Source organism: Sphingomonas oligophenolica, from assembly GCF_039522915.1.
Lineage (GTDB): Bacteria > Pseudomonadota > Alphaproteobacteria > Sphingomonadales > Sphingomonadaceae > Sphingomonas > Sphingomonas oligophenolica.
Window position 1 is genome coordinate 1 of sequence record NZ_BAAAEH010000004.1, and the last position, 25,826, is coordinate 25,826.

Annotated in this window: 27 protein-coding genes; 16 read left to right on the forward strand and 11 right to left on the reverse strand. The window is 58.3% G+C overall.

Translation table 11 applies throughout. From position 1 onward, the window contains the following. The coding region (locus ABD050_RS02430; RefSeq protein ID WP_343887545.1) for a hypothetical protein at window positions 1-180 on the forward strand (180 nt) is incomplete at its 5' end. Between the two features lie 109 nt (window positions 181-289). Here the strand turns inward: ABD050_RS02430 and ABD050_RS02435 are convergent. Continuing rightward, on the reverse strand, window positions 290-1,660 hold the full coding sequence (locus ABD050_RS02435) for a hypothetical protein (RefSeq protein WP_343887546.1): 1,371 nt from the start codon (window positions 1,658-1,660) through the stop codon (window positions 290-292). Between the two features lie 2 nt (window positions 1,661-1,662). Next, a complete protein-coding gene (locus ABD050_RS02440) occupies window positions 1,663-2,286 on the reverse strand; it encodes a hypothetical protein (RefSeq protein ID WP_343887547.1) in 624 nt (207 codons plus the stop codon). A 337-nt stretch (window positions 2,287-2,623) separates the two neighbouring features. On the opposite strand from ABD050_RS02440, the gene ABD050_RS02445 reads away from it, so the two are divergent. The 6 genes from ABD050_RS02445 to ABD050_RS02470 all read left to right on the forward strand — a co-directional run bounded on the left by ABD050_RS02445 (window position 2,624) and on the right by ABD050_RS02470 (window position 12,029). After that, on the forward strand, window positions 2,624-3,082 hold the full coding sequence (locus ABD050_RS02445) for a hypothetical protein (protein WP_343887548.1): 459 nt from the start codon (window positions 2,624-2,626) through the stop codon (window positions 3,080-3,082). A gap of 768 nt (window positions 3,083-3,850) precedes the next feature. Then, on the forward strand, window positions 3,851-4,345 hold the full coding sequence (locus ABD050_RS02450) for a Ros/MucR family transcriptional regulator (protein ID WP_343887569.1): 495 nt from the start codon (window positions 3,851-3,853) through the stop codon (window positions 4,343-4,345). Window positions 4,346-4,763: 418 nt separating this feature from the next. Next, on the forward strand, window positions 4,764-4,979 hold the full coding sequence (locus ABD050_RS02455; protein WP_343887549.1) for a hypothetical protein: 216 nt from the start codon (window positions 4,764-4,766) through the stop codon (window positions 4,977-4,979). Between the two features lie 1,768 nt (window positions 4,980-6,747). After that, entirely contained in the window at window positions 6,748-9,411 is a 2,664-nt protein-coding gene (locus ABD050_RS02460) for an RHS repeat-associated core domain-containing protein (protein ID WP_343887550.1), read from the forward strand. 11 nt (window positions 9,412-9,422) lie between these two features. Continuing rightward, the gene (locus tag ABD050_RS02465) at window positions 9,423-9,923 is read left to right on the forward strand and encodes a hypothetical protein (RefSeq protein ID WP_343887551.1); all 501 of its coding nucleotides are present in this window, start codon (window positions 9,423-9,425) and stop codon (window positions 9,921-9,923) included. A 399-nt stretch (window positions 9,924-10,322) separates the two neighbouring features. Further along, on the forward strand, window positions 10,323-12,029 hold the full coding sequence (locus tag ABD050_RS02470) for a recombinase family protein (protein WP_343887552.1): 1,707 nt from the start codon (window positions 10,323-10,325) through the stop codon (window positions 12,027-12,029). Window positions 12,030-12,560: 531 nt separating this feature from the next. Here the strand turns inward: ABD050_RS02470 and ABD050_RS02475 are convergent. The 3 genes from ABD050_RS02475 to ABD050_RS02485 all read right to left on the reverse strand — a co-directional run bounded on the left by ABD050_RS02475 (window position 12,561) and on the right by ABD050_RS02485 (window position 13,671). Further along, window positions 12,561-12,983, reverse strand: a complete 423-nt coding sequence (locus ABD050_RS02475) for a hypothetical protein (RefSeq protein ID WP_343887553.1) — start codon at window positions 12,981-12,983, stop codon at window positions 12,561-12,563. A gap of 213 nt (window positions 12,984-13,196) precedes the next feature. Continuing rightward, window positions 13,197-13,385: a hypothetical protein gene (locus ABD050_RS02480; protein WP_343887554.1), complete on the reverse strand. Its 189-nt coding sequence runs from the start codon at window positions 13,383-13,385 to the stop codon at window positions 13,197-13,199. Window positions 13,386-13,431: 46 nt separating this feature from the next. Continuing rightward, window positions 13,432-13,671, reverse strand: coding sequence for a hypothetical protein (locus ABD050_RS02485; protein WP_343887555.1), 240 nt, complete (start codon window positions 13,669-13,671; stop codon window positions 13,432-13,434). 387 nt (window positions 13,672-14,058) lie between these two features. Here ABD050_RS02485 and ABD050_RS02490 point away from each other — a divergent pair, with 387 nt between their 5' ends. The 4 genes from ABD050_RS02490 to ABD050_RS02500 all read left to right on the forward strand — a co-directional run bounded on the left by ABD050_RS02490 (window position 14,059) and on the right by ABD050_RS02500 (window position 15,999). Continuing rightward, a complete protein-coding gene (locus tag ABD050_RS02490) occupies window positions 14,059-14,280 on the forward strand; it encodes a hypothetical protein (RefSeq protein WP_343887556.1) in 222 nt (73 codons plus the stop codon). A 111-nt stretch (window positions 14,281-14,391) separates the two neighbouring features. Next, complete coding sequence (locus ABD050_RS02495) at window positions 14,392-14,589, forward strand: hypothetical protein (RefSeq protein WP_343887557.1); 198 nt, start codon at window positions 14,392-14,394, stop codon at window positions 14,587-14,589. 52 nt (window positions 14,590-14,641) lie between these two features. Beyond that, window positions 14,642-14,872: a DUF3761 domain-containing protein gene (locus tag ABD050_RS28995; protein ID WP_425542399.1), complete on the forward strand. Its 231-nt coding sequence runs from the start codon at window positions 14,642-14,644 to the stop codon at window positions 14,870-14,872. Then, window positions 14,806-15,999 (forward strand): DUF2235 domain-containing protein, encoded by a 1,194-nt coding sequence (locus tag ABD050_RS02500; RefSeq protein ID WP_343887558.1) that lies wholly within the window; start codon window positions 14,806-14,808, stop codon window positions 15,997-15,999. The genes ABD050_RS28995 and ABD050_RS02500 overlap by 67 nt, the downstream gene beginning before the upstream one ends. A 66-nt stretch (window positions 16,000-16,065) precedes the next feature. Here ABD050_RS02500 and ABD050_RS02505 read toward each other — a convergent pair whose 3' ends face one another. Continuing rightward, window positions 16,066-17,316 carry a deoxyribonuclease II family protein gene (locus ABD050_RS02505; protein ID WP_343887559.1) on the reverse strand — a complete coding sequence of 417 codons (1,251 nt, stop codon included), beginning with the start codon at window positions 17,314-17,316 and terminating at the stop codon, window positions 16,066-16,068. Window positions 17,317-17,785: 469 nt separating this feature from the next. On the opposite strand from ABD050_RS02505, the gene ABD050_RS02510 reads away from it, so the two are divergent. The 3 genes from ABD050_RS02510 (at window position 17,786) to ABD050_RS02520 (ending at window position 19,841) form a co-directional block, all read left to right on the forward strand. Next, entirely contained in the window at window positions 17,786-18,343 is a 558-nt protein-coding gene (locus ABD050_RS02510) for a DUF3761 domain-containing protein (protein WP_343887560.1), read from the forward strand. Window positions 18,344-18,756: 413 nt separating this feature from the next. Continuing rightward, complete coding sequence (locus ABD050_RS02515; protein WP_343887570.1) at window positions 18,757-19,206, forward strand: hypothetical protein; 450 nt, start codon at window positions 18,757-18,759, stop codon at window positions 19,204-19,206. Between the two features lie 23 nt (window positions 19,207-19,229). Then, the gene (locus tag ABD050_RS02520; protein ID WP_343887561.1) at window positions 19,230-19,841 is read left to right on the forward strand and encodes a hypothetical protein; all 612 of its coding nucleotides are present in this window, start codon (window positions 19,230-19,232) and stop codon (window positions 19,839-19,841) included. Between the two features lie 58 nt (window positions 19,842-19,899). Here ABD050_RS02520 and ABD050_RS02525 read toward each other — a convergent pair whose 3' ends face one another. The 3 genes from ABD050_RS02525 to ABD050_RS02535 all read right to left on the reverse strand — a co-directional run bounded on the left by ABD050_RS02525 (window position 19,900) and on the right by ABD050_RS02535 (window position 23,643). Continuing rightward, on the reverse strand, window positions 19,900-20,871 hold the full coding sequence (locus ABD050_RS02525; RefSeq protein WP_343887562.1) for a replication-relaxation family protein: 972 nt from the start codon (window positions 20,869-20,871) through the stop codon (window positions 19,900-19,902). A 103-nt stretch (window positions 20,872-20,974) separates the two neighbouring features. After that, entirely contained in the window at window positions 20,975-22,954 is a 1,980-nt protein-coding gene (locus ABD050_RS02530) for a type IV secretory system conjugative DNA transfer family protein (protein ID WP_343887563.1), read from the reverse strand. After that, a complete protein-coding gene (locus ABD050_RS02535) occupies window positions 22,951-23,643 on the reverse strand; it encodes a hypothetical protein (RefSeq protein ID WP_343887564.1) in 693 nt (230 codons plus the stop codon). The genes ABD050_RS02530 and ABD050_RS02535 overlap by 4 nt, the downstream gene beginning before the upstream one ends. A gap of 154 nt (window positions 23,644-23,797) precedes the next feature. Here ABD050_RS02535 and ABD050_RS02540 point away from each other — a divergent pair, with 154 nt between their 5' ends. Continuing rightward, complete coding sequence (locus ABD050_RS02540) at window positions 23,798-24,109, forward strand: hypothetical protein (RefSeq protein WP_343887565.1); 312 nt, start codon at window positions 23,798-23,800, stop codon at window positions 24,107-24,109. Between the two features lie 105 nt (window positions 24,110-24,214). Here ABD050_RS02540 and ABD050_RS02545 read toward each other — a convergent pair whose 3' ends face one another. Then, on the reverse strand, window positions 24,215-24,463 hold the full coding sequence (locus ABD050_RS02545; RefSeq protein ID WP_343887566.1) for a hypothetical protein: 249 nt from the start codon (window positions 24,461-24,463) through the stop codon (window positions 24,215-24,217). Window positions 24,464-24,954: 491 nt separating this feature from the next. Then, window positions 24,955-25,266: a hypothetical protein gene (locus ABD050_RS02550; RefSeq protein ID WP_343887567.1), complete on the reverse strand. Its 312-nt coding sequence runs from the start codon at window positions 25,264-25,266 to the stop codon at window positions 24,955-24,957. Between the two features lie 253 nt (window positions 25,267-25,519). Here ABD050_RS02550 and ABD050_RS02555 point away from each other — a divergent pair, with 253 nt between their 5' ends. Continuing rightward, window positions 25,520-25,714, forward strand: a complete 195-nt coding sequence (locus ABD050_RS02555) for a hypothetical protein (protein WP_343887568.1) — start codon at window positions 25,520-25,522, stop codon at window positions 25,712-25,714. Window positions 25,715-25,826 lie beyond the last annotated feature (112 nt).

Sequence of the window (25,826 nt, forward strand, 5' to 3'; positions counted from 1 at the left end):
CACCATATCCACCCGGGTCACTTCTCGATGAAAATCCCGGGTCAACTCTCAGCGGAAATCAACAGCCCCGGCGTTGGCGTAACGCCGGTGTCGGCCAATGCCGTGGATCGAGAGGATCGCAGTGTAGCTCTTCGTCATGACAGGCAGCATCGCACCCCAAGTCGTGCCGTGTCGACCTAGGTCATGGATCGGGGCGACGTTTCCTTCGCGCTTGGCGGCTTGGCGCCCGTGCCCCCCGTTGATGTGATATTCCCCAATGGCGGTTCCGCGATGCAGGCTGAGCGTGGTGTCAGCCGATCGACACGGTAAGAGGAGGCTCCTGTTCGTCCTGCGGCCGCGTGACGTCGATGGCGCTGACTTGCTCAGCATCGTCGGGCGGCGGCTTGTCGGACTTGACCGCAAACGTGACGGTCCTTCCCGTTGCGAGGACCTCCCTGATCAGCCGCTCCAAGACGTCCGACTGCTCGACCGTCGTGCCCACCCAGGCGTCGGCGACGAGGCGCACGAATGCGCTGTTGTCTAAGTGTCGACCGACGTTGCCGTAGGTGACGATGCGACCGCCGCGCGAACCGACCATCGACTCGTCCGCCTCGATCAGCTTCCAGTGGTCGAGCGTCAGGTACATGCCTTTTACCAGCGCCTGGCTGTCCGGCGCGAACTGCATGCGCGGGCACAGTTTCAGGAAGAACGGGTTCTCCAGCATGCGGTAGCCCTGTCGCGTCGCGTTCGGCGGGCATCCGCGCAGCAGCTCGAGGTGCCGCTCCATCCGCTCGAGCTCAAGGGCGAGCTGAGGGCTTGGTAGGCGGAACACCGCGCCTTCGTCGTCGTCACCTTCCATCGCCTTGTACTGGACGATCACGAACGACCGGTAGGTCTCGTTGAAGTAGACGAGATCGGCACCGAGCTGCTCCTCTAGCGGTAGGTGGTTAGCCATCACCACGGTCAGCCTCGTCCTCTCGCTCTCGAACTGAACCGCGCCGTGCGCCACCTCGCGCACGAACTCAAACCCGGGCACCCGCATGAGGTCGGCGACGACCATGAGGTCCTCCCGCTCGCGCATCTGCGGAAGTCCGTCGAGAAACGATGTCGCGTGCTCCCCCTCAACGGGCGGATCCCACTCCTGTATGGGCGAGCGGTCGATGTCGGCGATGGCCAGCGCGGTGGTCAACGTGTCCTTCTGCATGGCGAGCGACCGCCGCTGCTCCGGAGTGAGCCGTGCCAGCCGCTCCCGCCGAGTGGCACTAAATCGGACAAGGGCGGGACGGACGTCGGGCGCCAGCTCCATCAGCGCGTCTACTGCCGCTGTGAATGTCGCGGGCGGGATCAGGCCGCCATTGCGCAGCCTCTGCGCGAGGTGCCGCCGGAAACGCAGACCGACCGCCGTCATCAGCGCGCGCTTGGATACTGGCGCCGCCAGCTCGATCATCGGGCCGATGTTGAGCCGCCGCAGGCCCACGCCCGCGCGGAAGCCTCGCCTCGCCGGCGCCACATGCGTGATCGACCGACCACCGACACTGATCAGGCAAGTGAGCGGGACGTTCCGGCTATGCGCGAAGTCCGGCACAACCTCGGGGAACACACCCCTTCCATCGGCCTCCGCTTGCAGCTCCTCCGCCCGCCCAACACCGATATTGAGCACGAAGCCCGCCGCATCCGCCATCGCTATTTCTTCTTCTTACCGGCTTGCTTGGGCAACTGCTCCGGGAGGAGCCGCTCCACGGCCTCGCCGTCAGCGTCCGGCTTGATCAACCGGAACTGCCGACCCACCGCCGCACCCATCGTCGCAATGACCTTCTCGACCTTAGTGCCTAGCATCCGGCGGCCCTTCTGCTTCAGCATAAGGTGGTAGAAGGTGGCCCAGAAGATGGCAGAGTCGCCGAACCGGATCGAGTTCACCGGGCCGGCTACCGAGAGGCAGCCGCCCCGCCGGAAGATCCCCGCCGCGAGCTCGACGGTTGCGGCCTTGCAGGTGGAGAGAAACAACCTGCGTCCATCGGCGAGCGCCGGCCCGACGATCGCAGCGAACTGTTCGGCGTTAAGCCGGTCGAGCGTCAAAGCGATGAGGTCGTGATTGCCATGCACCGACAGATGGAGCCACCGGTAGCGGCTCCGGCGAAACTCCTTGACGAAGTGGGAGAGTTCAGCCTTCGTCCGCACGTAGCGGTAGATTGGCTCGTGGCCGGTCATGCGCAGCACGCTCGAGATGATCTCTCCCTCGCGGTGGTGCGCCTCGTCTTCGACGTCGAGCGACTCTATGATGAACAGCTTGGGGAGGGTGGCGGCCATGACCCATCCTAGCCTGCCCGCGCAATTTCTAAAGCCTGCGCGCTCAACGACCACGGCGGAGGTGCTCGCAGCGGCTACCGCCGGAAGTGGAACGGCAGCAAACGGCCCAGAAATTGTCATTCCGTTTGAGATCGCGTCCGGACCCCGGCGAGTGCCGCGGCAAACGGATTGAGTGGGCGCGTCAATCGGTGGGCTCACGCTAAACAGAATGCCTCATTCCGTTCGCGACGACGGAGAGGCGGCTTGCCAGAGGCCGCCCGGACGGCGTCGGCTTGAGCATGTCGGGGGAACAGCAGTGCGAGTGGGGAGAGGTAAAGCGGCGATATGTACGGCGGTCATGCTCGCAGCCTGTAAGCCAGCGACAGCACCGACCGACAGCCAGAACGCAAGTCTGCCTTTGCCCCTTAGGCCGGTACTTCCCGCACCAACCGGCCTCAGCACAAGCGATCAGGCGGCGATCACGGCGGATGCAAAAGCCCGTCTCCTGACGCGTAAAATCGGTTGGGCGTTCAACGGCCACCAGCAACTCTGCACGGATTTCTTTTCGCTTGGTGATCCGCAGATAACCGACGCGGCGCTCGGCGCGCAGACCGGGAAGGTCAAGCTGGTCATTCCGATCAGCGTCTACAATCCGCAGACTGACTCTGGTCAACAGACGGCGCCCGACCAGCAGTGCTACGGATACGCCCATCCGGGGTGGGTGCTCAACCAGCCGTACAATGTCGAATTCCAATTCGATGTCGAACACTGGCAGACCGGCTGGCGCGTTTCGCAGGTCCAATCCAGTGGCTTCTGACCTTCATCAAGGGCTTCGGCCGCATGCGGATGTCAGTGCGATCACGGCGCGGCAACAATGAGATGTATCGACGGGTCAAACCCCGATGCCTGGCGGCCGTCCCAGCAGCAGAATCTAGGTCCGACCGGCTAGCCCAAGCATCAAGCATGCGCAGCGCGGTACTATATGTCGTTTTGGCACTTGCCTGCATGGGGATGCCATGCGCGGGATACGCGAAGGGCCCGTCGCTCAAAGAGCGAGTATGCGCCGCGGCTCCCAAAAACCGGCGCAATCGCGCCCGCCGGGGTCCACATCGTCTCCGCGCCCGCCGGCGCGGTCGATAATAACTAGGGGATCGCGGACGTCATAAACTGTTCGCGCGCCGATATCGTGTCCATCCAGGATCGCACAGAACCGGCTAGCGAGCGGGTCGCCTATGTTTTCGTGCCTGACCGGAGAGAGCGCGTCCCAGGCGATCCGGACCGCTATCAGGTGATCGATTTCAATCCATCTGAACTGTCCAAGCATATGGTCGGTATGGAGAGCTGGTCCTATCCAAAGACGAGACGCGGCGACCGCTGGCGGGGAACCTGCACGCATTCACTTGAATTCACGCTCCGTACCGGCGACGTGACTTGCACCATTGAATGTGTGTACGACAGACGTACTCATACTCTGGGAAGTGCCTGCGTCGCCATCTCAGTGAGTGGAGGGGTTAATTGGGTGGCCCGAATTGACCCCGCCCGCTTTACCAGTAGAACCCGAAACACATTCATTTCGGAGATTATTATGGCGGATGACGCTACAGAGCTGAACTTGATTGAGCTCGCAACCGAACTCACGATCGCCTGGCTTGACAATGCTAACACTCGGGTGAGCGCAGAGGATGTTCCTGCTTTCCTTCAGTCGATGCACTCATCGCTTACCGGACTGGCAGCCCCGGGGACTGCGGTATCGCCGTCTGAGGCCCCGCCAGAGCATGTTCCTGCGGTAACTGTGCGCAAGTCGCTTGCCTCGAACGAACATCTCATCTCGCTTATCGACGGCAAGCCGTACAAAACGCTGCGGCGGCATCTCTCGACCCACGGTCTGACGCCGGAAGAATATCGCGCGCGCTACTACCTCAAGGCCGACTATCCCATGGTCGCGCCGGCGTATTCAGAAGCGCGTCGTGCCATGGCGAAGAAGATCGGCCTGGGCCGCAAGCCGGGCCAAGGTGTGAAGGCGCGGGCGGCGGGCGCAACGGCGCCAAACGCCACGCGCGGACGGCCGAAAAAAGCCTAGTAGGAGCGTTTGCCGCGCACGGAAGCCCGACAAGGAGCAATCGACCGAGGGACCCTGTTAGATGGGCATATTCAGGGCAACCGCGTGCCGTATATTTCGCTCAGCGGATTCTGCCCCGACCAAAAGGTGATGTCGAACAATGCAGCGCAGGCTGACAAGGCCTAACTAAATATCCTATTGTGACGGCTTATATAGAAGCAAAACCCGAATACAGTCAAACTGGACATGAATTTTCTGTCATGTAAGCCTTTTTCCTTGCCCAGCTGGCGCGCTTAAGCTTACCAAGTGCGAGCGAAAAAATATCACGCAATTATATAGCTTAACGTCCCCGTAGGACCTTCCGGGGTTCCGCGGCGAGTATCGTTCTCAAAAAATATCGGTTCGAGTAGTACACTTACGGTTCAGGGGGCGAGATTTGATGACTCATCTTAGGACTAAATTTCTGCTCGTCGGAATTATAGTTGCTGCGGCGGCTGTTGCTAACGCGGCGGAGACGGTCACGTACACCTATGATGCAAAAGGGCGCCTGATTTTGGTTCAGCATTCCGGTGATGTGAATAACAATATCGTCGCCAATTATACGTTCGATGCTGCCGACAATCGTAAGAATCTTAAAGTTACCGGCGCGCCCTAGCGAATGATGCCTCTTTTAGAGGCGCAGACCCCGCACACATTACAAGGACAAGTTTATGGTCTTACCGGTCAACTTTGATCGGCGACGCCTTCCCGCGCGCCGCGTATTCTTGTCCATTAGCACAATATTGTGTGCCGGCTGGGTGGCACCGGCGTACGCGCAGGACCTACCTGACAATCCGCTTCCGCCGGAGAGGCAGATATCCGATCGCAACGGCGTGGATCTGGTGCGGGGTGTTGTTAATATCCCGAGTGCCTCTCTGAGCATTGGATCGGGGAGCTACGGACTATCGTACGATACCGTTGCAAATAACTACGGCGTTGCTCTGTACGTTGACCCGACAAACGCATCTGATATCGATTTTTGGTATGGGGGCACCTATACAAAGTTTATTTATTCAGCTGGATCATACACACCAGACAAAGCGAACGGCGAGTCGCTGACGGTTTCTGGTGGCATATACACGCTTACGCGTCGGGACGGTGAACAGCTGACGTTTAACGCCTCGCCATTCGGAACGCTACAAGATCGAAATTACTTTTATCGCATAAAGGCTCTAGGCGTAGCGACGCAAATCATTAAACCTGGGGGCGAGAAGATAACCTTCCACTATGCGCAGGTTGACCGGACTGTCGGTGGCGGCCGCGCGGGAAGTCACGTAACTAGCTACGTGCGCGTCCAGTCTGTTACGAGCAGCTCAGGGTATCAGTTGAAGTTCGATTACAAAAGCAATTTGTTAACTGGAGCAATCGCGGATTGGGTGAACCTAGTCAAAGTTACCGCCATTAATAACGCAGTAGACTACTGCGACCCCGGCGCAGATACGTGTGCGGCATTTTCGCAGAGCTGGCCAAGTCTATCCATTTATACGAGCACATCGACACCGATTGTTCGCGCTATCACAGATTCCTTGGGAAGGGTGGCAACATACACCTATGATAGCGCAGGGCGCTTAGCGAGTGTTCAACGGCCAGCCAGCGCGTCTGCCGATAAGACGATCTCCTATGATAGTAATGGCTATGTCTCATCGATTTCTGCGGACGGCTCGACATGGGGCTATTCGTTTTCCCTCAGCGGAACTACGATGACAGCTACCGTGACGAATCCGGACAGCAGTCAGCGCGTCGTCGTTTCGGACGAGAGTGTAGGTAGACCCACTTCCGTCCGAAACGAGTTAAACAAGACTTCGACATATAGCTATGATACAAGTGGTCGGCTTTTGACCTCGACGGCACCAGAGGGTAATTCGGTCACATATTCCTATGATGCTCGGGGTAACATCACTCTGATAACCTCCCATCCTAAGGTGGGCTCGGCTCTTCCCAACATTACGGTCTCAGCAGCCTATCCTTCGACATGTTCAAATTCGCTAACGTGCAACAAACCCGATTCAACCACCGATACGCATGGCAACACCACAAGTTATACATACGATCCAACGCACGGTGGCGTTCTTAGCGTGACGCGTCCCAGCGTTGGTGGTGTCGCTCCGAAGACTCTTTACACCTACTCGGCGCTACAAGCATATTTCAAGAATTCTTCGGGATTAATAGCTGCGTCAGGGGTCCCGGACTACAAGGTGACAGGAGTGTCGTTGTGTCAAACGACAACATCGTGTGCCGGCACGGCGGATGAAGTAAGAACAATTATCACCTATGGATCTCCTGGAACGGCAAATAACCTCTTAGCCACGTCACTAACAACTGGCTCGGGCAATGGATCGTTGTCCACTACGACGACTAGTGGCTATGACGCCATTGGCAACGTTGTGACCGTCGACGGCGCGCTTGCTGGGCCTTCGGACACCACGACCTATCGGTTCGATGCTGATAGGGAGCTCGTGGGCGCGATTTCGCCCGACCCCGACGGTGCCGGCGCGATGAGTCGGCGGGCCGTCAAAACGACCTACAATGCCGATGGTCGAACAACCCTTATTGAGAATGGTACGGTTGGCGGGATCACTGACGCGGATTGGGCGGCTTTCACATCTTTGCAGCAGGAGGCAACGACGTACGACGCCGCCGGGCGCAAGACGTCCTTCGCTGTGACCGCAGCCGGCACGACATTTCAAGTTAAACAGTTTACCTATGACGCGGCTGGACGACTACAATGTTCCGCGCTGCGAATGAATAGCGCTACTTGGGGATCCCTGCCGTTATCCGCGTGCACGCCCGCCGCAACAGGTAGCGCTGGGCCGGATCGCATTATCAAGAACACTTATGATGTCGTCGGACGGACGATTGCCGTCCAAAGCGCTTTCGGCACTGCCGACCAGGCGAATGAGATGAGCGGCACGTTCAGCGACAACGGCAAGCTCTCGACGGTGACCGATGCCAACACCAATACCACCACCTATGAATACGACGGCTTCGATAGGGTTGGGAAGATCCGCTACCCTGGCTCTCTCGTTGGATCGGGAACGAGTTCGAGCACCGATTATGAGCAGTTCGTTTATGATGCGGGTGGCAACGTCACGAGCCGCCGCCTTCGAGGCTACGCGGGTGATTCAAGCCGGCACATCGATTATAGTTATGATGCGCTCAATCGACTGGTACTAAAGGTTCTTCCTGGTAGCGAGCCCAGCGTTGCCTTCAGCTATGATAATTTGGGGCGTCTGATCAGCGCATACACTGCCAGCAATTATGTGACGTTAGGGTATGATGCGCTGGGTCGGACCACTACCCAGACTACTCCGTTTGGGACGCTAACAGCGGGCTACGACCTGGTTGGACGTCGCATATCAACGGCGTGGCCTGACGCGTTTTACGTTACTTACGACCGCCTTGTGACAGGGGAAGTGACCGCGGTTCGGGAAAATGGGGCAGCGTCCGGTCCCGGGCTCTTGGCTACCTATAGTTACGACAGCCTCGGCCGGCGAACCGGTGTCGTTCGAGGTAACGGGACCACTACCGCCTATGTTTTTGACGCGATATCGAGAGCTACTTCCCTATCGCACGATATCGCCGGCACCAGTAGCGACGTGACGCTCGGATTTAGTTACAATCCAGCGGGCCAGATCACGACGACAACGAGATCCAATGATAGCTATGCCTGGCAGGGTAACGTTGACACTAACCTCGCCTATACGGCGAACGGACTCAATGAGGTGACGAATGTCGGAGGTGGAGCTGTCACCTATGACGCACAAGGCAATCTAGCCAGCACCGGAGCAAACACTTACAGCTATAGCTCCGAGAATCTATTGTTGAGCGGCCCCAGCGCAACCGCGACGTATGACCCGATGATGCGTCTATACCAAACGACAGGCGCCGGCACTCAGCTTTATGCGTATGATGGTGCCCAACGAATCGCCGAATATAGTGCTGGTGGAGCAATACTGCGCCGCTACGTCGTCGGCGGTGCTGGCGAACCGCTGGTATGGTACGAGGGTTCGGGAACGAGCGATCGCCGTTGGCTCCATGCGGACGAGCGCGGGTCAATCATTGCCGTAACAAACAGCCTTGGTGCAACCATTGCTACCAATAGCTATGATGAATATGGAGTTCCTGCGATCGGCAATGTTGGTGCGTTCCAGTTTTCCGGACAAGCATGGCTACCAGATATTGGACTTTATTATTACAAAGCTCGAATGTATTCGTCGAAACTCGGGCGTTTTATGCAGTCAGATCCCATTGGTTATGGAAGTGGGATGAATAGATACAATTACGTCGCTGGAGACCCGGTGAATTTCGTGGATGCATCCGGCTTAAATTGTGTTGGCATTTCATTTTCCGATGAAAATGGGAACGACATAGGCGAGACGTATTGGTCTCCCGATTGCGCTAATACTGATGATTCAAGTGGTGGAGGCAGCTCTGGTACTGATGATTCAAGTGGTGGCGGCAGCTCCGGCGGTGGAGGCGATGGTTCAGATCCAAATTACCCGACCATCACGGTCGATGCTGGCGGCTCCGTTGGTGATGACTTCGGCGCTTTCAGCGAATCCATGTACGGGTTCGGAGGTCTAGGGTTTACGGGCAGCCCCGGCGGCGGGGGCGGTCCGAGTGATAAGGCCTCTCAGGGCGAGGGCGGCTTTTCTACAGCAGCCACGCTTACCAACCTGATCGCCCTGGACGGCGCGAACGTACTGGGAGTATCATCCGCGGTAGTCGCGAAACTTCCAGACGTTGGCAAGTCGCTGGAGCCGATGAGTAAGGCGCTTGGGATCGCGGGCCTCGTGGTCAGCGCCACCGCGAACGTTGTTGAGGCGTATAACCAGTGCGAAAGCGGGGGTTCATGTGCTGCGGCAGCTTACAAAGCGGTAATCAAGACTGGAGAAGCGGGCCTTGTTTTAGGCCTAGGTATTGCGTTCGCGCCCGAAGCTGGGACAGCGCTGGTGGTATATACGATCGGCGCCGCAGCGGTGAATTATACGGCTGATCATTTCGGCGCTTATGACTGGCTTCCGGATCACCTTGGATTAGGACAATAGTTGCGTGAACTATGAGTGACGGTACACAATATATTGGCAAATTTTCATTTGCGCGTGCGATTGTGGTCACGCTCGCCAATGTCTGCATAGTAGCGGCCGTACTATTCACGCTTCAATCAGCTATCATAAAGAACGAGGGCGGATTCGAAAATAGGTTATTCTTTATAATAGCGATCCCGGTTTTCCTGATTATGCTGCCTGGTGTGTTCTATAAATACTGTGGGAGGCCGCTTAGGCGGGCAGTGAAATTTGACGGGAATTTCAGCAGGCTGGACCGTGCTAAAATTGAATTCTGCAGTGGGCTGGAAGCGGTCAGCATCAGCTCCGTCGACACGGTGATTCTACGCCGCCGCCGCCCCAAAGGCCGCCTCTATTGGTTACAGGAGGCCGTTCTTGTGCCTGTAGATACATCAATGCCGGAGACTGTCGTGGGACTTTTCTATCTAAAGGGGAATAGAGAGAAGTTCGTCAGCGACCTTGCAAAAATTCTGTACAAAAATCGCGTCTTGTAGAGCGGGTGGAAAGACAGACCCCGAATGCTCGGGATAGGTGCTCGTGGCTTATGACTTCGCCGCAAAACTAAGACGGTAAGACTCGCAATACGAGATGACCTGACTGATGATCTATCCTACAGTTTTTATCTTTGGAAGGAGCATGGACTTCTCTGGAAGAGGGTGGCCCAGCGTATGAATAGAGCCGGAAAATAAGTCTTTTACCTCATCCTCATCAATATTCAACAGCCATCCGACGTTGTCGTTGAGGCAGAGCGGTAGGCGTTTCTCATAAAGATAACCTCCTAAGTTAGACATGACAGCTCTCGCTACTCGCAATGCGCGTTCTCGAAACCCTGTTCCTGTAGCTCCCGCGGTCAAAATGCTAAGGTAGCCGCCTGTGGGCAAAGGAGCGGCGCGGTGTCCGACATTTCCCAGCAATCGCTCGTCCCGGTGGCGCAATATTTGCGCATGTCGAAGGAACATCAACGCTACTCGATCCGGAACCAGGCGCGGGCGATTTCGGCCTATGCCGGTCAGCACGGGTTCAACATCGTCAAGACTTACACGGACCCGGGCGAGAGCGGCCTGACATTGCGGGAGCGCCCCGGCCTTCAGGCCTTGCTGGCTGACGTGATCAAACCGTCGCGGCCCTTCGAGCGAATCCTGGTTCTGGACGTGAGCCGCTGGGGCCGGTTCCAAAATCTGGATCAGAGCGGCCATTACGAATTCATCTGCTTCGAAGCCGGCGTCCCGGTCATCTATTGCGCGGAGCAGTTCGAGAACGACGGTACGCCAGTGATGGCGTTACTGAAGCAGATCAAGCGTCTGCAGGCCGCGGAATATAGCCGGGAGCTCTCGAGCAAGGTGCTTTACGCGCAGCTTCTCCAGGCGAAGATCGGTCATAAACTCGGCGGCCCTCGCCGCTTTGGTTTCGTGCGTGTGCTCGTCGACGAACACGACCAGCCCATCCAGAAGTTGGAGCGGGGGCAGACGAAAGCGTTGAACAATCAGCGCGTCGTCTACGCCATAGGGCCGGATGAGGAGGTGAAGGTCATCCGGGACATCTTCACGTGGTATACGCGGGATCGGATGAGCATCCGCCAGATCGTAAAGCGGCTGACGGACCTGGGCATCCCAGCTGGGGATCGCGCTGCCTGGAGCGAATCTCTCGTACGCCGGATTCTTTCCGACGAGCTTGTCCTCGGGATCTATGTCTTCAACCGCACCACCCAGAGGCTGAAAACCAAGCCTCGTAAGAATCCGCCGGAGGCTCTGGTCAAGACCAAGGTGATGGATCCGATCATCAGCCGGGTTCAGTTCGAGAGCGCGGCTCGACGGTTGCGCATCCGCCGACATGACGTTCCACCCGAGGAGAATCTGGCAGCCGTTTCGCGCCTGCTCCGGACGAAGGGCTATCTCACCGGGAAGCTAATCGACCAGTGCCTCTATACACCGAGCAGCAGCGTTCTGTTGCGACAATTCGGCTCGATCCACCGGGTATATGAGCTGCTTGGCTACAACCCGGAGGGATGGTGGCGTCCCCGTCGTGGTGCCACTCCCGCTACGAGGGACGAACTACTAATCCGTCTGCGCGAACTCCACGAGCGCGTGGGCTACGTGAATGAGCAGGTGATCAATAGCGACCCCACCGTCCCGAGCGTCAGCATCTTCCAGCACCATTTCGGCAAACTCACTGAAGCCTATCGGCTGGCTGGTATTCCTTGCGGTCGAACGGAACTGCAGCGACTCGGTCATGAGCGGCTGAAAGCCCAGCGGCGGGGGGAACCGCCCCGCAAGATCACGACGCCGCGCTGGCCGGAGCTCGCAAGCAGATTTAGCGATGAAGACCTGCTCGAGTGCCTTCGTCGGCTGCACAAGCAGCATGGCTTCGTCACCGCGCAAATCATCCGGGAGGATGATTATGCACCGACACCGATGCTCTTCGCCGCACGGTTTGGATCGCTGCTGAAGGCCTATGCCTGTGCGGGGCTGGAAAATCGCCGCTTCAACATCTGGAGTCGGGCCGGGAAGGCCAAAGCCGCGGAAAGGAGAGCCAAGAAATTGGAACTCGATCGCGGGCAGATGGGTGGCGTTGCCTTCGAGCCGGGGCGGTTGGAGCATTGAGGCAGGCGATCGACGAATGAGCATCACCATAATAAGGGCGGATCCGAAAACCAGGCTCGAGCTCGTTTCCAACTGGCGCCCAGGCCACGCGGTGCCACGCTTCCTCTTTCGGTGCGACCCGCCGTGTGATCTGCCTGCGCACCTCATCCCGGCTAACGATGAGACTATCGCGGCTTATTCAGCCGCCTTCGATCGGATCAACCGATTTCTCCGGGACAACCCAGGCTGAGGTTGGTTTATGATTCGGTCAGATGGCCCACAGGGGTTGCTTGGCCGACGATCGGTGACCTCATGGCTTCGAGCAGCGGCTGGCTCGGGCGATATGACCACCGCATAAGAAGCGCGCCAGCCGCCGCAGCCAGGGAGAATAACTGACGATGAAGAGAGGCATGGACCTGATCCGCGAGCTGCTCATTGCGATCGCCGACACGCGGTGTTCTCAGCTGTCGCCGAAGTCGTAGGTATAGTCGATCCTGGTGGTGCCGGATGAGAGTACGTCGCGCAGGCGGGTGCCGTCCCGGTAGCGAGTCATCACCTTCGGCCCGGGCGGCGCCTGATATGCACGAACACCGCAATTTCATTGGGAAATGCCGCGGAGGCCTTGGCTGACTTGATCGTCACTTGGCTACTGGTCGCATTCAGCAGAAGCCCGTCATATGTCGCCCAGAGTTCAGGAGGGATCCGCGCCAGGCGTCCCGCTCGGCCGCCGTCGATGGTTACCTCAACCGGGTGAAGCGAACGATGCTCGGCGACCAGCACTGCCATGCTTACGGGTCTCGTCTTCTCGACCCATTCATCGGCCGCTTCCCGCAGCGGAAGCGTCGCAACGGTACAGCCATCAGCGACGATCTCATAGCTGGTTACGCCACAAGAGTATCTCTCCCTGATCTCGAACGGCCATTCAAAATCGAGCCAGTTTCGAAAACGGATGGAATCGGGAAGGCGGGCGGGCATTGCGCCAACCTGCGCCCGCCGATCCCGATTCGGCAAGAACAATAAGAGAACAAAGCATCGCGCTGTCGCGTGGTTGGGGTCTGCGCCACACGGCGTGATCGGGAATGGGGAGCGGATGGTTTCGAGCGCCGAATCGCGTCAGCCCGGGCGGGTTCAAGCATGATGCGCGCCGCCCGGCACATGCGCAGGAACGCAAGCCAAGGCAGGCGACGTCTAGGGAAGGCGAGGCCGGGTTTCGGCAGCCTCGCGCAGCTGCGCGGTAGCGCGCACGCGGCGGATGACAATCAAGAGAGCGCAACCGAAAACGACGCCGCCCGACACGGCACGCACGTCGTTTTGATCGATCACGCCCGTGACGAGCTGGGAAAGGCCAATCAGCCCGAGCAATGATGAGGTGATCACTCTCTTTCGGGCTGGCGTCACTGCGCTAGTCCCGCCAAACTTGGCGTCACGGGCACTTGGTGAACTTACCCTTGTTCGGTCCGCTCGCGACGTGACATTTTCCGTTCTTGTCCTTGGTGACCCCACCCGTAGCTACCGAAGCGGCCGCTGGCGGGCACTTCATGAATTTCTTGGTCTTCGGATCCCGACACTGTGCGGTCTTCGCCTTGGCCTTAGGTGCGGGCGCAGCGGCCACGGGTGCTGCGATCAGCGAAACGGCGGCGAGTGCGAGGGACAAGCGAAGCATGGTGGTTCCTCTCTGTTAAGGCACACATAATGGACTGGGGCGTGGGAGAATCAAGCGGGTCGTGGTTAGGCCGGAAGGAAGCTCGTAGCCCTTTGCCAGAAGATTGCCTTGATTTGCGTTGCCTCCCAGGCGGCCGCACGATGCGGTGTTCCGCTGCCGGCGTCATCAAGGACAAGGACGGGGATTGTCCCATCCTTTCGGGCACGAACAAGGACAAGCAAGCCAAATGCCCTGGTCCTGGCCAAGTGAATAAGCGTTGTGCCCGGAACTTGGACTGGTCCTGGGCGCACACGATGTGCTCCGTTTCGGAGCAAACGCCGCCTTGACCGGCGTGTGCCAGAGGTTGAGCATCATGGCTGCGGCGACTCGACCGCACGGGGGATGCTCATGAAATATTTCTTCATCGCTGCACTTGCGATTCCATCGCTGATTGCCGCGCCGGGCCTCGCGCGGCATAGCTCTGGTGGCTATCGCGTTCACTATTCGGGCACCCACCACACGAGCAGCCACGGCGGCTACTATGCCGGCGGCTCTGGATCGAGCCACCGCGGCGGCCACTACCGCAACGCGCGCACCGGCAATCACTATGGCTGCCATAAATGCCGGTGAGGCAGATCGATCGCGAGTGAATGGAGGCCGGGCGATAAAACCCACAGGGGCATGCCGTAAGATTCAACTCCTGAATATGCGGCACGCGCGATCCTTCACGGTGATGAAATCATGACGGTCGCCTCGTGGGAATTCCACGCGCTTGCCGTGATGTTCATCGCGACGCACGGCGACGCTGCCGAGGAGGAGGCAGCGATACGCCTCAGGGCAGCCGAGGAAGAGGGTGACCGCGGCCAGATGGTTGTCTGGACGGAAATAGGTCTGAAGCTCCCAATCGTGCGCGCGGCACAAGCCAAAACGGGAGGATAGGATGCTGAAACAGTTCCGTATGATCGCGCTTGCTGGGGCCTGCGCGCTTTTGATGACCGGCGCGGCCGAAGCGCGTCACCGCACATATCACGGCTATTCGTCGTCTAGATCGAGCTCGAGCGACTATTACACCGCCCATAGCGGGCATCGCGTCCATCGGCCGGTCCAGGCGTCGCATGCTCCCGCTGGCGCAAGCGCCCAGTGCCGCGACCAGTCATGGAGCTTCAGCGAGAGCCGGCGGGGGACCTGCTCTCATCATGGCGGCGTGGCGCGGTGGCTGTGATGCACCAGGCGCCCAGCCCAAGAAATCTGGTGTTGTGCTGCGACGGTACGTCCAACCAGTTCGCGAAGGATCACACCAACGTCATCAAGCTCTGCTCAGCCCTTCAAAAGGACGAGGAGCGCCAGCTCGTCTATTACCATCCCGGTATCGGCACACGATCTCCGATAGGGACCGGCACGAAGGTCGGCGGATTGGCCGGTCGCTATGCGGGTCTTGCCTTCGGGTATGAACTTCAGCGCGACATCGCTGACGCCTACGTCTTCCTCATGAACCATTATCGCGAGGGCGACAGGGTATTCATTTTCGGCTTCAGCCGAGGTGCCTATACCGCGCGCGTGCTCGCCTCCTTGCTCTACGCCCATGGTCTAGCGATGCGGGGTAATGACGCGCTCGTTCCCTACGGCGTCGACATGCTCTGGGCCATTAGCAAGCTCAGCGACCAGGACGCACGCAGGCGGTATTTTGACCTTGCGCAGCAATACAAGACGACGATGGCGGCGATGGAATGCAAGCCGCATTTCCTGGGCGTGTGGGACACCGTGAGTTCTGTGGGCTGGGTGGGAAGCCCTGTCGCGATCCCGTGGACGCACACCAATCCGGACCTTGGCATCGTTCGGCACGCCGTATCCATCGACGAAACCCGCGCGTTCTTCCGCACGAACCTCTACCAGCCCGCGCCCGGTCAGGATGTCAAAGAAGTGTGGTTTCCTGGCACCCATTGCGACGTGGGTGGCGGACATCCGGAGGCCGAGAGCGGCATGTCGAAATACGCCCTCAAGTGGATGGCGGATGAGGCGCGTGCCGCGGGGCTCCTGATAGATGAATCTCGCCTGACGCAAATCCTCGGAGACAGCCCTGCGTACGCCACGCCCGATCCGAGGGCCAAGCTGCACTCGGTGTACAATCTCGGCTGGGCGCTGTGTGAATTCGTTCCTAAGCGGCACTGGAATGCGAAACTAAGGCGCAAGGGATGGCGCATGAATCTGTTCCGGCGGCGTCCGATGCCGGAAAATGCGTGCGTACATGACGTGGCTTGGGAAATCCCCGGCGACTACGCCAAACGCCGCCTTCGGAGTGATGCGATCCCGCTCAGCCAATGGAGCCCTCCGCCTCCCGACCCAGTCTGATCACTGCGCGATCAAGGCACCGGCCGCATGTCGGCGCGATCCACCAACTGGCCAACGATCCCCGGGTCAATTCGGCTCGGTCGCCTGCTTGGGGATGAGGACGGTGAGGCTATCGTGAAGGCTCTTGTCTTCGATCACGAAGAACATGCCCCCTCGTCCATTCTGCGCGCGCTTGCAGGCGGGCGGTGACAGTCCGCCGTCCTCGTTGAGGTCGGAAAATATCACATAGGGTGCCGCGGCCGCTTCAGTCGTGATGCCAATCTTTGCATGGCTCGACGAGATGCCGAGCTTGAGTGGCTTCCCGCCCCAACTGCCATCGGTTGCAATGATGATGGGGCCGGGGATTCCCTTCAGTGACTCATCCCAGCAGGCTACCGATCCCGTCGTATTGCCCATGGTGGCAGAGGTCCACGTGGCGGTCCTGAGCGCCGGACCTGCCGTCGCCGGTGCCGGCGCGAGTTCGGCCGAGACAAACTGCCAGGTCGGGACGTTGAGGCTGGGCGATTTGGATATCAGGCGTATGTGGCTTGAAAGGACCACGTCGGTCTTCGTCACCAGCGTATCGGGGTGACTGAAGAGAGCGATTGCGTCTGCGATTGCGTCCGGCTGCACACTGCTCACGTTCCAGATCGTGAGGTCAGTCGCCTTGGTCACAACCTTGGAATTTGCGAGCGCCCGAAGCACGAGGGCGACGTCGACTGACGAGAGCTTCAGCATGAAGAAATGCTGTGCAACCTTCAGGTTGTCGGAAATTCGTGTCAGGCACCCGAGCGTGTTTCCTTCGACTTTTCGCGCATGTTGAGCGCTGCCCGAGCCAGGCCACCCTGGCGTCGAAACCTGCATGACCAGTCCGTCACCATCCTTGTTCCAGGCGAGGATGCCTTTGGAGTGCCCCGTTCCATTGCCGCCATTTCGAATCGGGTAGGTTTGAAACTGGTCGTTCCAGACGATGTAATTATAGTCGCCATTGTAGATTTCTGAGAATGTCGCCCCCACCGGATCACTGTCGCTCGTACCAAGCAAATCAGTGTCTGGTACCTGGGGTGTAAGCTCTGGCTGGGTGTCAGTCGCAAAAATGTATCGCTGACTGTAGCTTCCGCCGTGTCTCGGCGTCCCGCCAAAGGGGCAAGGGCGATCATGATCGGACGGCGTCGAAGGAAATGACGCCGCCCCGAACTTGTAGGCAAAGACCCACGTAGCGGGATGCCCCTGAGAGACAAGCGGCGTGGGCGCCGGGCCATTTCCTGTAGAAAACTGTGCCGCGGCTGGAACCGTCGCGAGTAGCGCAGCCAGAATTGCGCAAAAGAAATATCTCATAAGCCGCCCCCCGGAAGAATGGCATTCTCGTATCACACACGAAAAATTGCAATGAAGGATGGGTCCAAAGCGGCCTGATATTGACCATTCACTGGAAGGTCACCCTCAGGCGCACCGAGCTGGTCGACCGGGAGAGGTATCCTGAAGCATTTGCGCGCGATGGTACTTGCTAGCGCCATCCTATTAGCTGCTCGCGACGTACCCGGCGTGCAATCCCCGCGTCGTAGTTACGCAATGCATTGCTCGAGCTCGAGCGACTATCACACCGTCCATAGCGGGCATCGTGTCCATCGGCCGGTCACGCGTCGCGCGCGCCGACCGGCCCAAGCGCCCAGCGCTGCGACCAGCCGTGGAGGTTCAGCGAGCGCCCGCACCCGATATGCTCGCACTACCGGCGGCCAATCTCGCTGGCCCTAGTCGCGCACCCAAAAAGGTTGCACAAAGGATCTTCGTTTAGGGGAGATACCATATGAGCCGCTTCATTATCGGTGCTGCTACGCTCCTGTTGAGTTCGCTGGCGCTTTCGGCGACGCCCGCCAGCGCGCAGGCTGTCCGAAACTATGATTGCTCGAAAGCGGGCAATGCGAACAAGGCCGCATGCAAGGGAAAGGTACCGGCCCCGGCTCCCAAGCCCGCCGCTGTGGCGACGCCAGCGGCACGAAACTACGACTGCTCCAAGGCGGGGAATGCGAATAAGGCGGCATGTAAGGGGAAGGTGGTCGCGGTCCCCGCGCCCAAGGCCACTCCCATTCCCGCTACCAGGAACTACGATTGTTCGAAGGCTGGAAATGCCAATAAGGCAGCGTGCAAGGGTACAACGCCTGTCGCGAAACCTGCTCCAGCCCCAGTTCAAGCGCCGGCTGCAACGCATGTCGCGCCCGCTACGCATCGGGCAGCTACCGGGCAGAACACGAACCCTGGCGGACCTGGTGGCGCGACCGCCAAGTGCAAGGACAACACGATGAGCTTCTCGGCGCACCGGTCGGGTACGTGTGCGAAGCACGGCGGCGTAGCGCAGTGGTATTGAGCTGAAGAAGGCCCGGCGCCTTTGAGGTGCCGCGCAGTCCTGGCATCGTTAGCCATTGACGCCGCGACAACTGCGGCATTGACTCCGTAGGAGGTGGGACGGTTGCATCAAGTCTCCACTCGTCCGTCTGGCCCGGGCGGCCGCTGGCGTACTTGCACTAACCCCGACCTTTGCGTGGGGAAGCGAAGGACATATTCTTGTGCTGCGATTCCCTAATCACGGCTCGGCTGCAAAACCGTGGGCAAGGTCGACGCGATCCCGTTCGGAATAAGCTGCGCCGAGGCAGTTCCAAGCTTACGAGCGGTGAATGCGGCCAAGATAGCGACGATTGCACAATAATATATGACGCGCGAGTGCCGACAAACGTGGCATCAAGCGGATCAGATGAAGTCTTTCACGGCTTAAATAGTGCCATGCCTACCGCGGCTCAACTAAGGGCGGCTCGAGATTTGGGCGTTCGGCGAGCGTGGGAGCTGGAACGGCGACTCTTGATGCTCGGTCGCTCCGGTACGCGACTTTGGAGTCGTAAACAAATTGCGCAAATACTCGAGAAAGGTAGGGCCTTCGACGAGTTTGGCAACGTTATTGAAGGTCACCACATTAACACCGTAAAAGGTAACCCGATTGAACAAGCTAGTAATCCTGACAACATTCGGTCTATGACGCGTGAAGAGCATCAAGAACTTCACAGAATAAATGGCGGAACGAGAGTGCCTATTTCTGGGGAGCCAACGGTTAATAGAACGGCAATGGTCGCAGAAGCGGAGGCAGAAGCGGCTGCTGCCCTTGCGGCGGAGCAGCGGGCTGTAATGTATAGGCAGGCAGTTATCGATGATGAAACCGAGATTATGGTCGATCATTAAATATTATTATGGATTAATTTACTATGTTGGAAAAATCTGCGGCAATATCAATTGCAGGAATTCTTCGAGATCTTACGCCAGAGTTCGAGGCGCCGGACGGAAAAGCGTTCTATGGAAAGTTAAATCTGCCACTCGCCTTTTACCATTACGTCGGTGGCCCCGCGCAAGCTGCAGCAATTGACGGATCTGAGGTCTTTGGAAGTAATTTAAGCAAATATATTGAGCTAATTAAATCATATAACGGATGCATCCTGTACGATAAGACATTTTCTCTATGTAGCTTTGGCATGGAATTTACCAGAAGCCTGAATTTGGAAGATCAATCCCTTTTTAGGATAGAAGATGAGAATCCGGTATTTTTTGCCTTGAACAAGGAGGAGCGCCTCGGAAGAGATATAAAAGTGGGAGCGCTTTTTCTTAGAAATGACTATTCTATTTACGTCTCCCCACGGGGGGAATGCTTTCTTCGGGCTGGCAAGGCGCCGGTATTGCATTTCGCCAATCTTGACGCTGCTGTATCAAATATTATCGATGCGTTGGATCATGTGCTCACATTTCCTCATAGTCCCGACGAGAAGGCCGAAAGGGAGATCGAGGAAATCTTGATTCAAAGCGCGGGCGCAACGAGCTCTTAACAGCCGCGGCCTGCCGCTTCCTGCATACCCTAGCGCACAGGTCCGGCAATGTCCCCTCTCAAGCGCTTGGTATACTCGCGCGCCGTGCCAGCGGCCGCATTAACCCGTTCGTTGCAATCAATGGCTCGCTCCAGAGCTTTGTCAGCACCATATTGGGAACCCGCCAGGTAGCGCCAAAGGAGGATTCGCTGGCCACCGCGAAACGGCCGACATATTTCGGATCGGCCCGGTTCTTGATGTAATCGATGATATTTCGCTCATGCGTGCGGTTTGTTGTCACGGTCAGAATGTGCAGGTTCGGCACACCCCAGTGGCTGCGATACGTCTGGTTTCGCAGTATATCGAGATAGCCGGCGACCTTCGCGCCGAAAGCGCTTTGCCTCAAATTCCTGCGCTCGATGCTCTCTGTGTTACGGTCGATCTCAAGGGCGAAAAAGCGGAAGCCGATGCCAGGATATTCAATCCCAAATAGGTCGTCGGGGATGAGTACTTTCTGTTCCGCGCCTATAAGCGAGATAGCCAAAGGGTTCTGAGTATCCCTGGTTGCCTGAGGGCATTTGGGATGAGCCAGAATCTCCTCGCGCGAAATGTAGCGCAGCCCCTTGGCGGGCGCGGAAATCTCCAATGAGGCGACGACACACGCCTGCATGAGCCGATGGAGGAACGGGTCGCTGCGCTTTGGTGAGAAGCAGGCGATGGTGCCTCGCTCGGCAAGCGCGACTTTGGCGCGCGGCGCAAGATCATAAACGACATGTTGATATCGCGCCTCAAACCCCGCGAATTGCTGGGGCGGGCGGATGAGCCACGGTCCATGCGCATCGCCGTTGTAAAACTCGGTCAGGCGGTTTTGGAGGTGGGTGTAGTCGCGGCGAATGTGTTTCGTGAACTCGTAGAGATAGTGCGTTGGGAGCGGGCCGTGGCGGTTGATGGCCTCGAAAATGAGGTAGTCGGCTTCAGTGAGCACGACGCGGCGAACAACCGCCGTTGGCGGAGCAAAGCGCAGGCGTCGTTTGAGTGTGTCGGTAGCCATGCGCGGCGACGTATCGCGTTGATAGAAGACTGTAAAAGGGCGGCATGGTGCGCCATGAGCAGGTGTGGGCCGTTATTGTCATCTATGCGAACCCGGACTTTATTTACCAATTCGGCGAAATGTCTTCGTCCGGTAGTAGCGGCTCGGCAGGCGCCGAGGGGGTCTGTAGCGCACGGAGCGGAAGGGACACCCGCGCCCGGTTTCGCTCGATCAACTCCTCGAATGCTGCGGAAGAACGCTGGTGCCGAGGAGTCGGGCGCTGGATGGGAATGGAAACGGCTTGCGGCGTGACGTTCCTGATATGGGCGGCAAACTGATAGCGGGGCTGGTCAAGGAGGAAATCGGCGGACGTCCGCATTTCTGCGGCCATGGCGCGCGCGTCAGCCGCTGAAAGCCCGGACGCGAACTTGATGCTGGTATTGGCGTGCAGCGACGACTTGAGGCTCCCGGTGGCCTGGTCGAGATACTGATGCGCGAAGACGCAGCCGCATTTGTATTTGCGCGCCTCGGTCAGGAGGTCGTCGATATTGCTGCTGAAAAAGGACGCGGCCTCGTCAACGATCAGGAAGGTGGGCTTGCGCGCGTGTTCGGGGATCGCCGCGCGCTCGAGCACGGCCTGGAGCACGAGCGAGATGAAAAGCCGGCCGAAGGTGGAGCTATTCTCCTTGAGGAAATCCTTGGCGGTATCGACCAGGATCACCGCGCCGTGGTTCATCTCGGTGAAGAGATCGACCTTGGTCTCAGGCGAGGTAAAGAGGCGCGCCATCGTCGGGTTCTCGATGATGGCCTGCAGCCGATAGCGAATCTGCTCCTTGGTCTGCTCGAACGTCTTGCTCACGAAATCGCGCAGGAAGAATTCGCGCGGGATCTCAGGGAGCGCGTTGATGGCGTCGGCATATGGTGCCGGATCGCTCATGAGCTTCATCATGTCGAGAATGGTCGCATTGCGCCCCATGGTCTCGGGAAGCGAGAGCATCAGCCGCGCCACGTAGCGGAAGAACACGTCCTGCTTGCCGGTGAGAGTGAGGTTGGTGAGGCCCCCGAAGAGATAGTTGAAGGTCTGGATGACGCCTGCGGTCACCTGCTCGCGGGTGGCCTCGTCATACTTGTCCATCCGATCATGATTGATGGCAAAGATATTGAGCGCGGGCGGATGCCGGGTATCGCGCGGGTCGATGATGATGAGGCGATCGTCAATACCGAGGTCGGCGTGAATGAGCCTGCGCACCAGATCCGAATGAGGGTCGATCAGGATGATGGTGGGCGGGTCGTCGGACGTGAGGTCGTGCAGGATGAGGTTCTCGATAAGGGTGGTCTTGCCAGCGTTCGTGCCGCCGATGATGTGCATGTGGCTGAAGCGATCCTCTTGGGTGAGCTTCAGCGGGACGGGCGCCATGAACACGTCATGGAACGGCGTGCCGGCGAGATAGGTGTCGACGGTGTCGCCGAGAGGAAGTCGTGCTTCCTGAGGAAGTTTCAACGGCTTCCTGCTGTTCTCGCTCTCAATGCCAGACGCGAGGCAGATATTGCGAAAGAGCTGGGCTGAGACGGCGCGGAACAGCCCGCGATTGGCGTACTCGTCGGCCGCAAGCGTGCCGTAAGTTGCTTCCACCAGACGGCGCGGCTCATTCAGGGCATATATGAGCGGGATGGTGAAGGGTGAGGGCGCTTCGAGATCGGGAAGATCTGCGGCCACCCCGTAGAGCGAGCGAACCAGGCCCTCGTGGAGGAGCTGTAGGATCTCGTCGTGGTTGGCGAAGAAATATTGCTTGGCGTAAAGCAGGTTCCGAAATTCGACGAATTCCCGCATGCTCATGCGATGGAAGTCGGGCGCCGGCAGCTCCCAGATATGCCGCTCCTGCTTCACGAGCTTGTATGCCGCCTTCGTGAGCGCTTCCCGGACTGGTTCCGGGAAGTATTCGAAGAATTCGATGACGCGATCGGCAACGGCGCTCGGCGTTTCCCCGAACGCCTCCTGATACGCTCTCACCCAGTCATATAATCGCTCGGTCTCCGCAATCTCACGGGCGCGTTCGTTGGTGAAGCGGCGAGAGAGAGGCGTGTATGTGGACGGTTCGCTCACGCGAGATGCAGCGTGTAGAGCAGGACAATCGCCACGAGGACGGCGCCTGCGACCAAGATGTTCCGGCGGGTGTCCGGATCATCCCAATCGAAGGGAAGCCCGAAGGTTTCGGGCCTTGCGACATATTCGGGGCCGGACGGCCCTGGCTCCGGCTCCCAATCGTGCTGTTCGTAGTGGGCATATTCCGGCTGCGCGGTTGGTGCTGGCGCCGGCGCGATGAGCTGCGGCTGCGGCGTCGTGGCCTGGGCGACGACGGTGGGCTGATCGCCATCGAACTCGATGAGCACCTCGCGGCCGTCGAAGGTGGCGGCGGTGGCGAGGTATCCCTTCAAGTTATTGCAGGCCTCGTAAATCGCATTTTCCGCGCCGAGGAGCTCATCGAGCGTCTTGCACTCGATGTGCTGTCCCCGCTGCAGGCTGCTTACGGTTACCCGGAGTTTGGTGAGCGCAAAGGCTGTGATGGCAAGCGATTTGAGGGTTCCGCGCGCCGTGCCATCTAGATGCGCCTCGCTCTTGTTGAGAAGCCGCAGCTGGGCTTCGCTGTTGTAGATGACCTGGCTGCCGAGCTTGTATCGGGTGATGTTCCGCTGCTCGTCAGGGGTGAATTCGACCCGCGCATCAAGGCAGAAGATGGCATTGGTAGTTACCATGCCACCGGTCTTTTGTGAGCGCCGGAGCTTGAGTTGCATGTTGCTTCCCCCAAGGGGAACAAATGCCACATCATCTAAATATTCAAGGGATGCTACACGAAGATGCGTCCATTTCGGACGCTATTTGGAAAGGCGGATTCCACGGGCACTCGCCACCGCGACTCCCTATATATGGGAAGAGAGGAGAAACCACGTGGCCTATATTGATGGTAAAACCTTGATCGGATGGGGCGTTGTTCGAGAGTCACCCTGGCATTTCGTCGGCCTCTTTCCGACACAGGATGAGGCGCAGGCAAAGGCTCGCGAAATGGGCTCTGGTTATATCGTCCGATATGGCGAGCGCAGCGACGAGACCGACAGCTTCATCTTCGGCGAACCAGGTTCCCGAAACAACGTGATCGCCGGCTCTATCTTCGCACCTCGATCAGCCGACGACCGGGGCGACCGTCTTGCCGCAGTAGCCGCGTCGATTGACGAACGCATTGACGGCGGCGGGCGCCGCTAGGCGGCGTTGCGCCTGCGCCCGGTCACTCTGAAAGGGCTGATGGCTGAAACGACGTTCGCCACGGCGTTGATGTTCTCCCGCGTTCTCTCATCAATTTGGGATATGTCAGAAGATCCGAGCGTTCGTGAGTCGCATATAGTCGCTTTCGGTCACGAAGACGGAGAGGAACTCGCCCCGGCAATTCTTGGTGTGGCCGGTCTCATACGTCTCCGATCCTTCGACGCAGATACCGCTCAGCATCACGTGCCCGTCATGCGTGTATTCTTGGACGTCGATACGAAAGGTGAGGATTCCCGATGGGCCATGATATTCGAACTGCTTGCCGAAATGCGGCAGATCAGGGGCATGGTTCATCTGCATACAGGACCGCATATCTCAGCCGAGATCGCCGTTGAAGGCCGAATGCCGCCGTTTTGGGTCGTGAGCCTTAGACGGGCGATGCACAGTTGGTGTGAGGAGGCATAGTGCTTAGCATCCCGGCATGTTGCTGCTCTTCGCGTGCATACTGCTTCTTTCTGGTGACAACGCCGCAGTGTCCAACAGCAATCCGATATATGTTCATGATTTGTTCTAATCCGGCTGACGTTAGCCCCGGGCGCGGGTCGGAACTCGTAACGCTATGATGGATTCGTCGGCTTTTGCCGCTTGGCTTCGCGCGCGGCGACCATTTTCCTGGCGTATTCGGATCGCTGTTCGGGCGTAGTCTTTGCCCATCGGGCTTTGACGGCGCGACGCATATGCTCGCTCAGAGTGATGTCTTTTTTGATTGTCATGAAAAGGTCGTTACTGGAAAAGTTCGGGTAAAAGGAAGCCGCGCGGCACATTGCCGTGGGGCTTCATGCTGGTCAGTCGGTTGGTAGTTCACATTCAAGGCACTTGCCCTCTGCGTCAGGAAAGACGTCCTTGCCGCACCACTTACAGGTTTCGGTTCCCTCAAGCGGCGTTCCCTTCTGCCGTACGTCTATGCGACTTCGGAACATGACCCGCTGCGCGAGCTCGACGGCCATTTTGAGAGCGTCTTCTATCTCGCCGGTGCATAGGCCACCGCCTTCGCTCTCCATTCCTTCTACGACCTCGTGCGCGTCACACGCGTACACGTCGTAGAGGTATCCTGATTCATCCGCAGCTTCGGTAATAGTGATGGTTAGATTTTCCATATCGATTAAATGGATACACTCTTGGTAAAGTCGATATCAAGGTCGAGTTCGACATTGGAGATAAAACTGCAATCGCTCGCGCGCAGCCTTTCGGCGTTACAGACGGCCTCGAACTCTTCCTCCGCGTCGCTAATCCTTTCTTCTGGTAACTCTCGACCGATAACGCGAGCGGTTGAATAATCGATAATGATAATTTGTCGCGCCATATGTTTTTATTATCGAGCGCTAATCTACGCTCATACTTCCATCATACATGTATGATGCTGAATTTGCAAGGAAAGTGCGGGTTGAGGTGATTCGTTGGTTGTCTCATAACGGGGAGAACGACCATGCGCCGCCCGGTTGGAACCGGGAAGGGACCTGCGTCCTCAAGCAGGGTGCCGACCGCGAACGCTTTTATCTTTACAGGTACAGCGGAGCCGTTTTGACGCTCGGTGAATTCAAATGACCTGTTGTTCTGCTGCGTTCTTCGAACCCCATTGATAGAGCCCTTCTAACCCGTCTTATTCACGAGGTTGGTGTTCGGGTTTGGTCGGCGGTTGGTCATGGCGTGTCGGCTT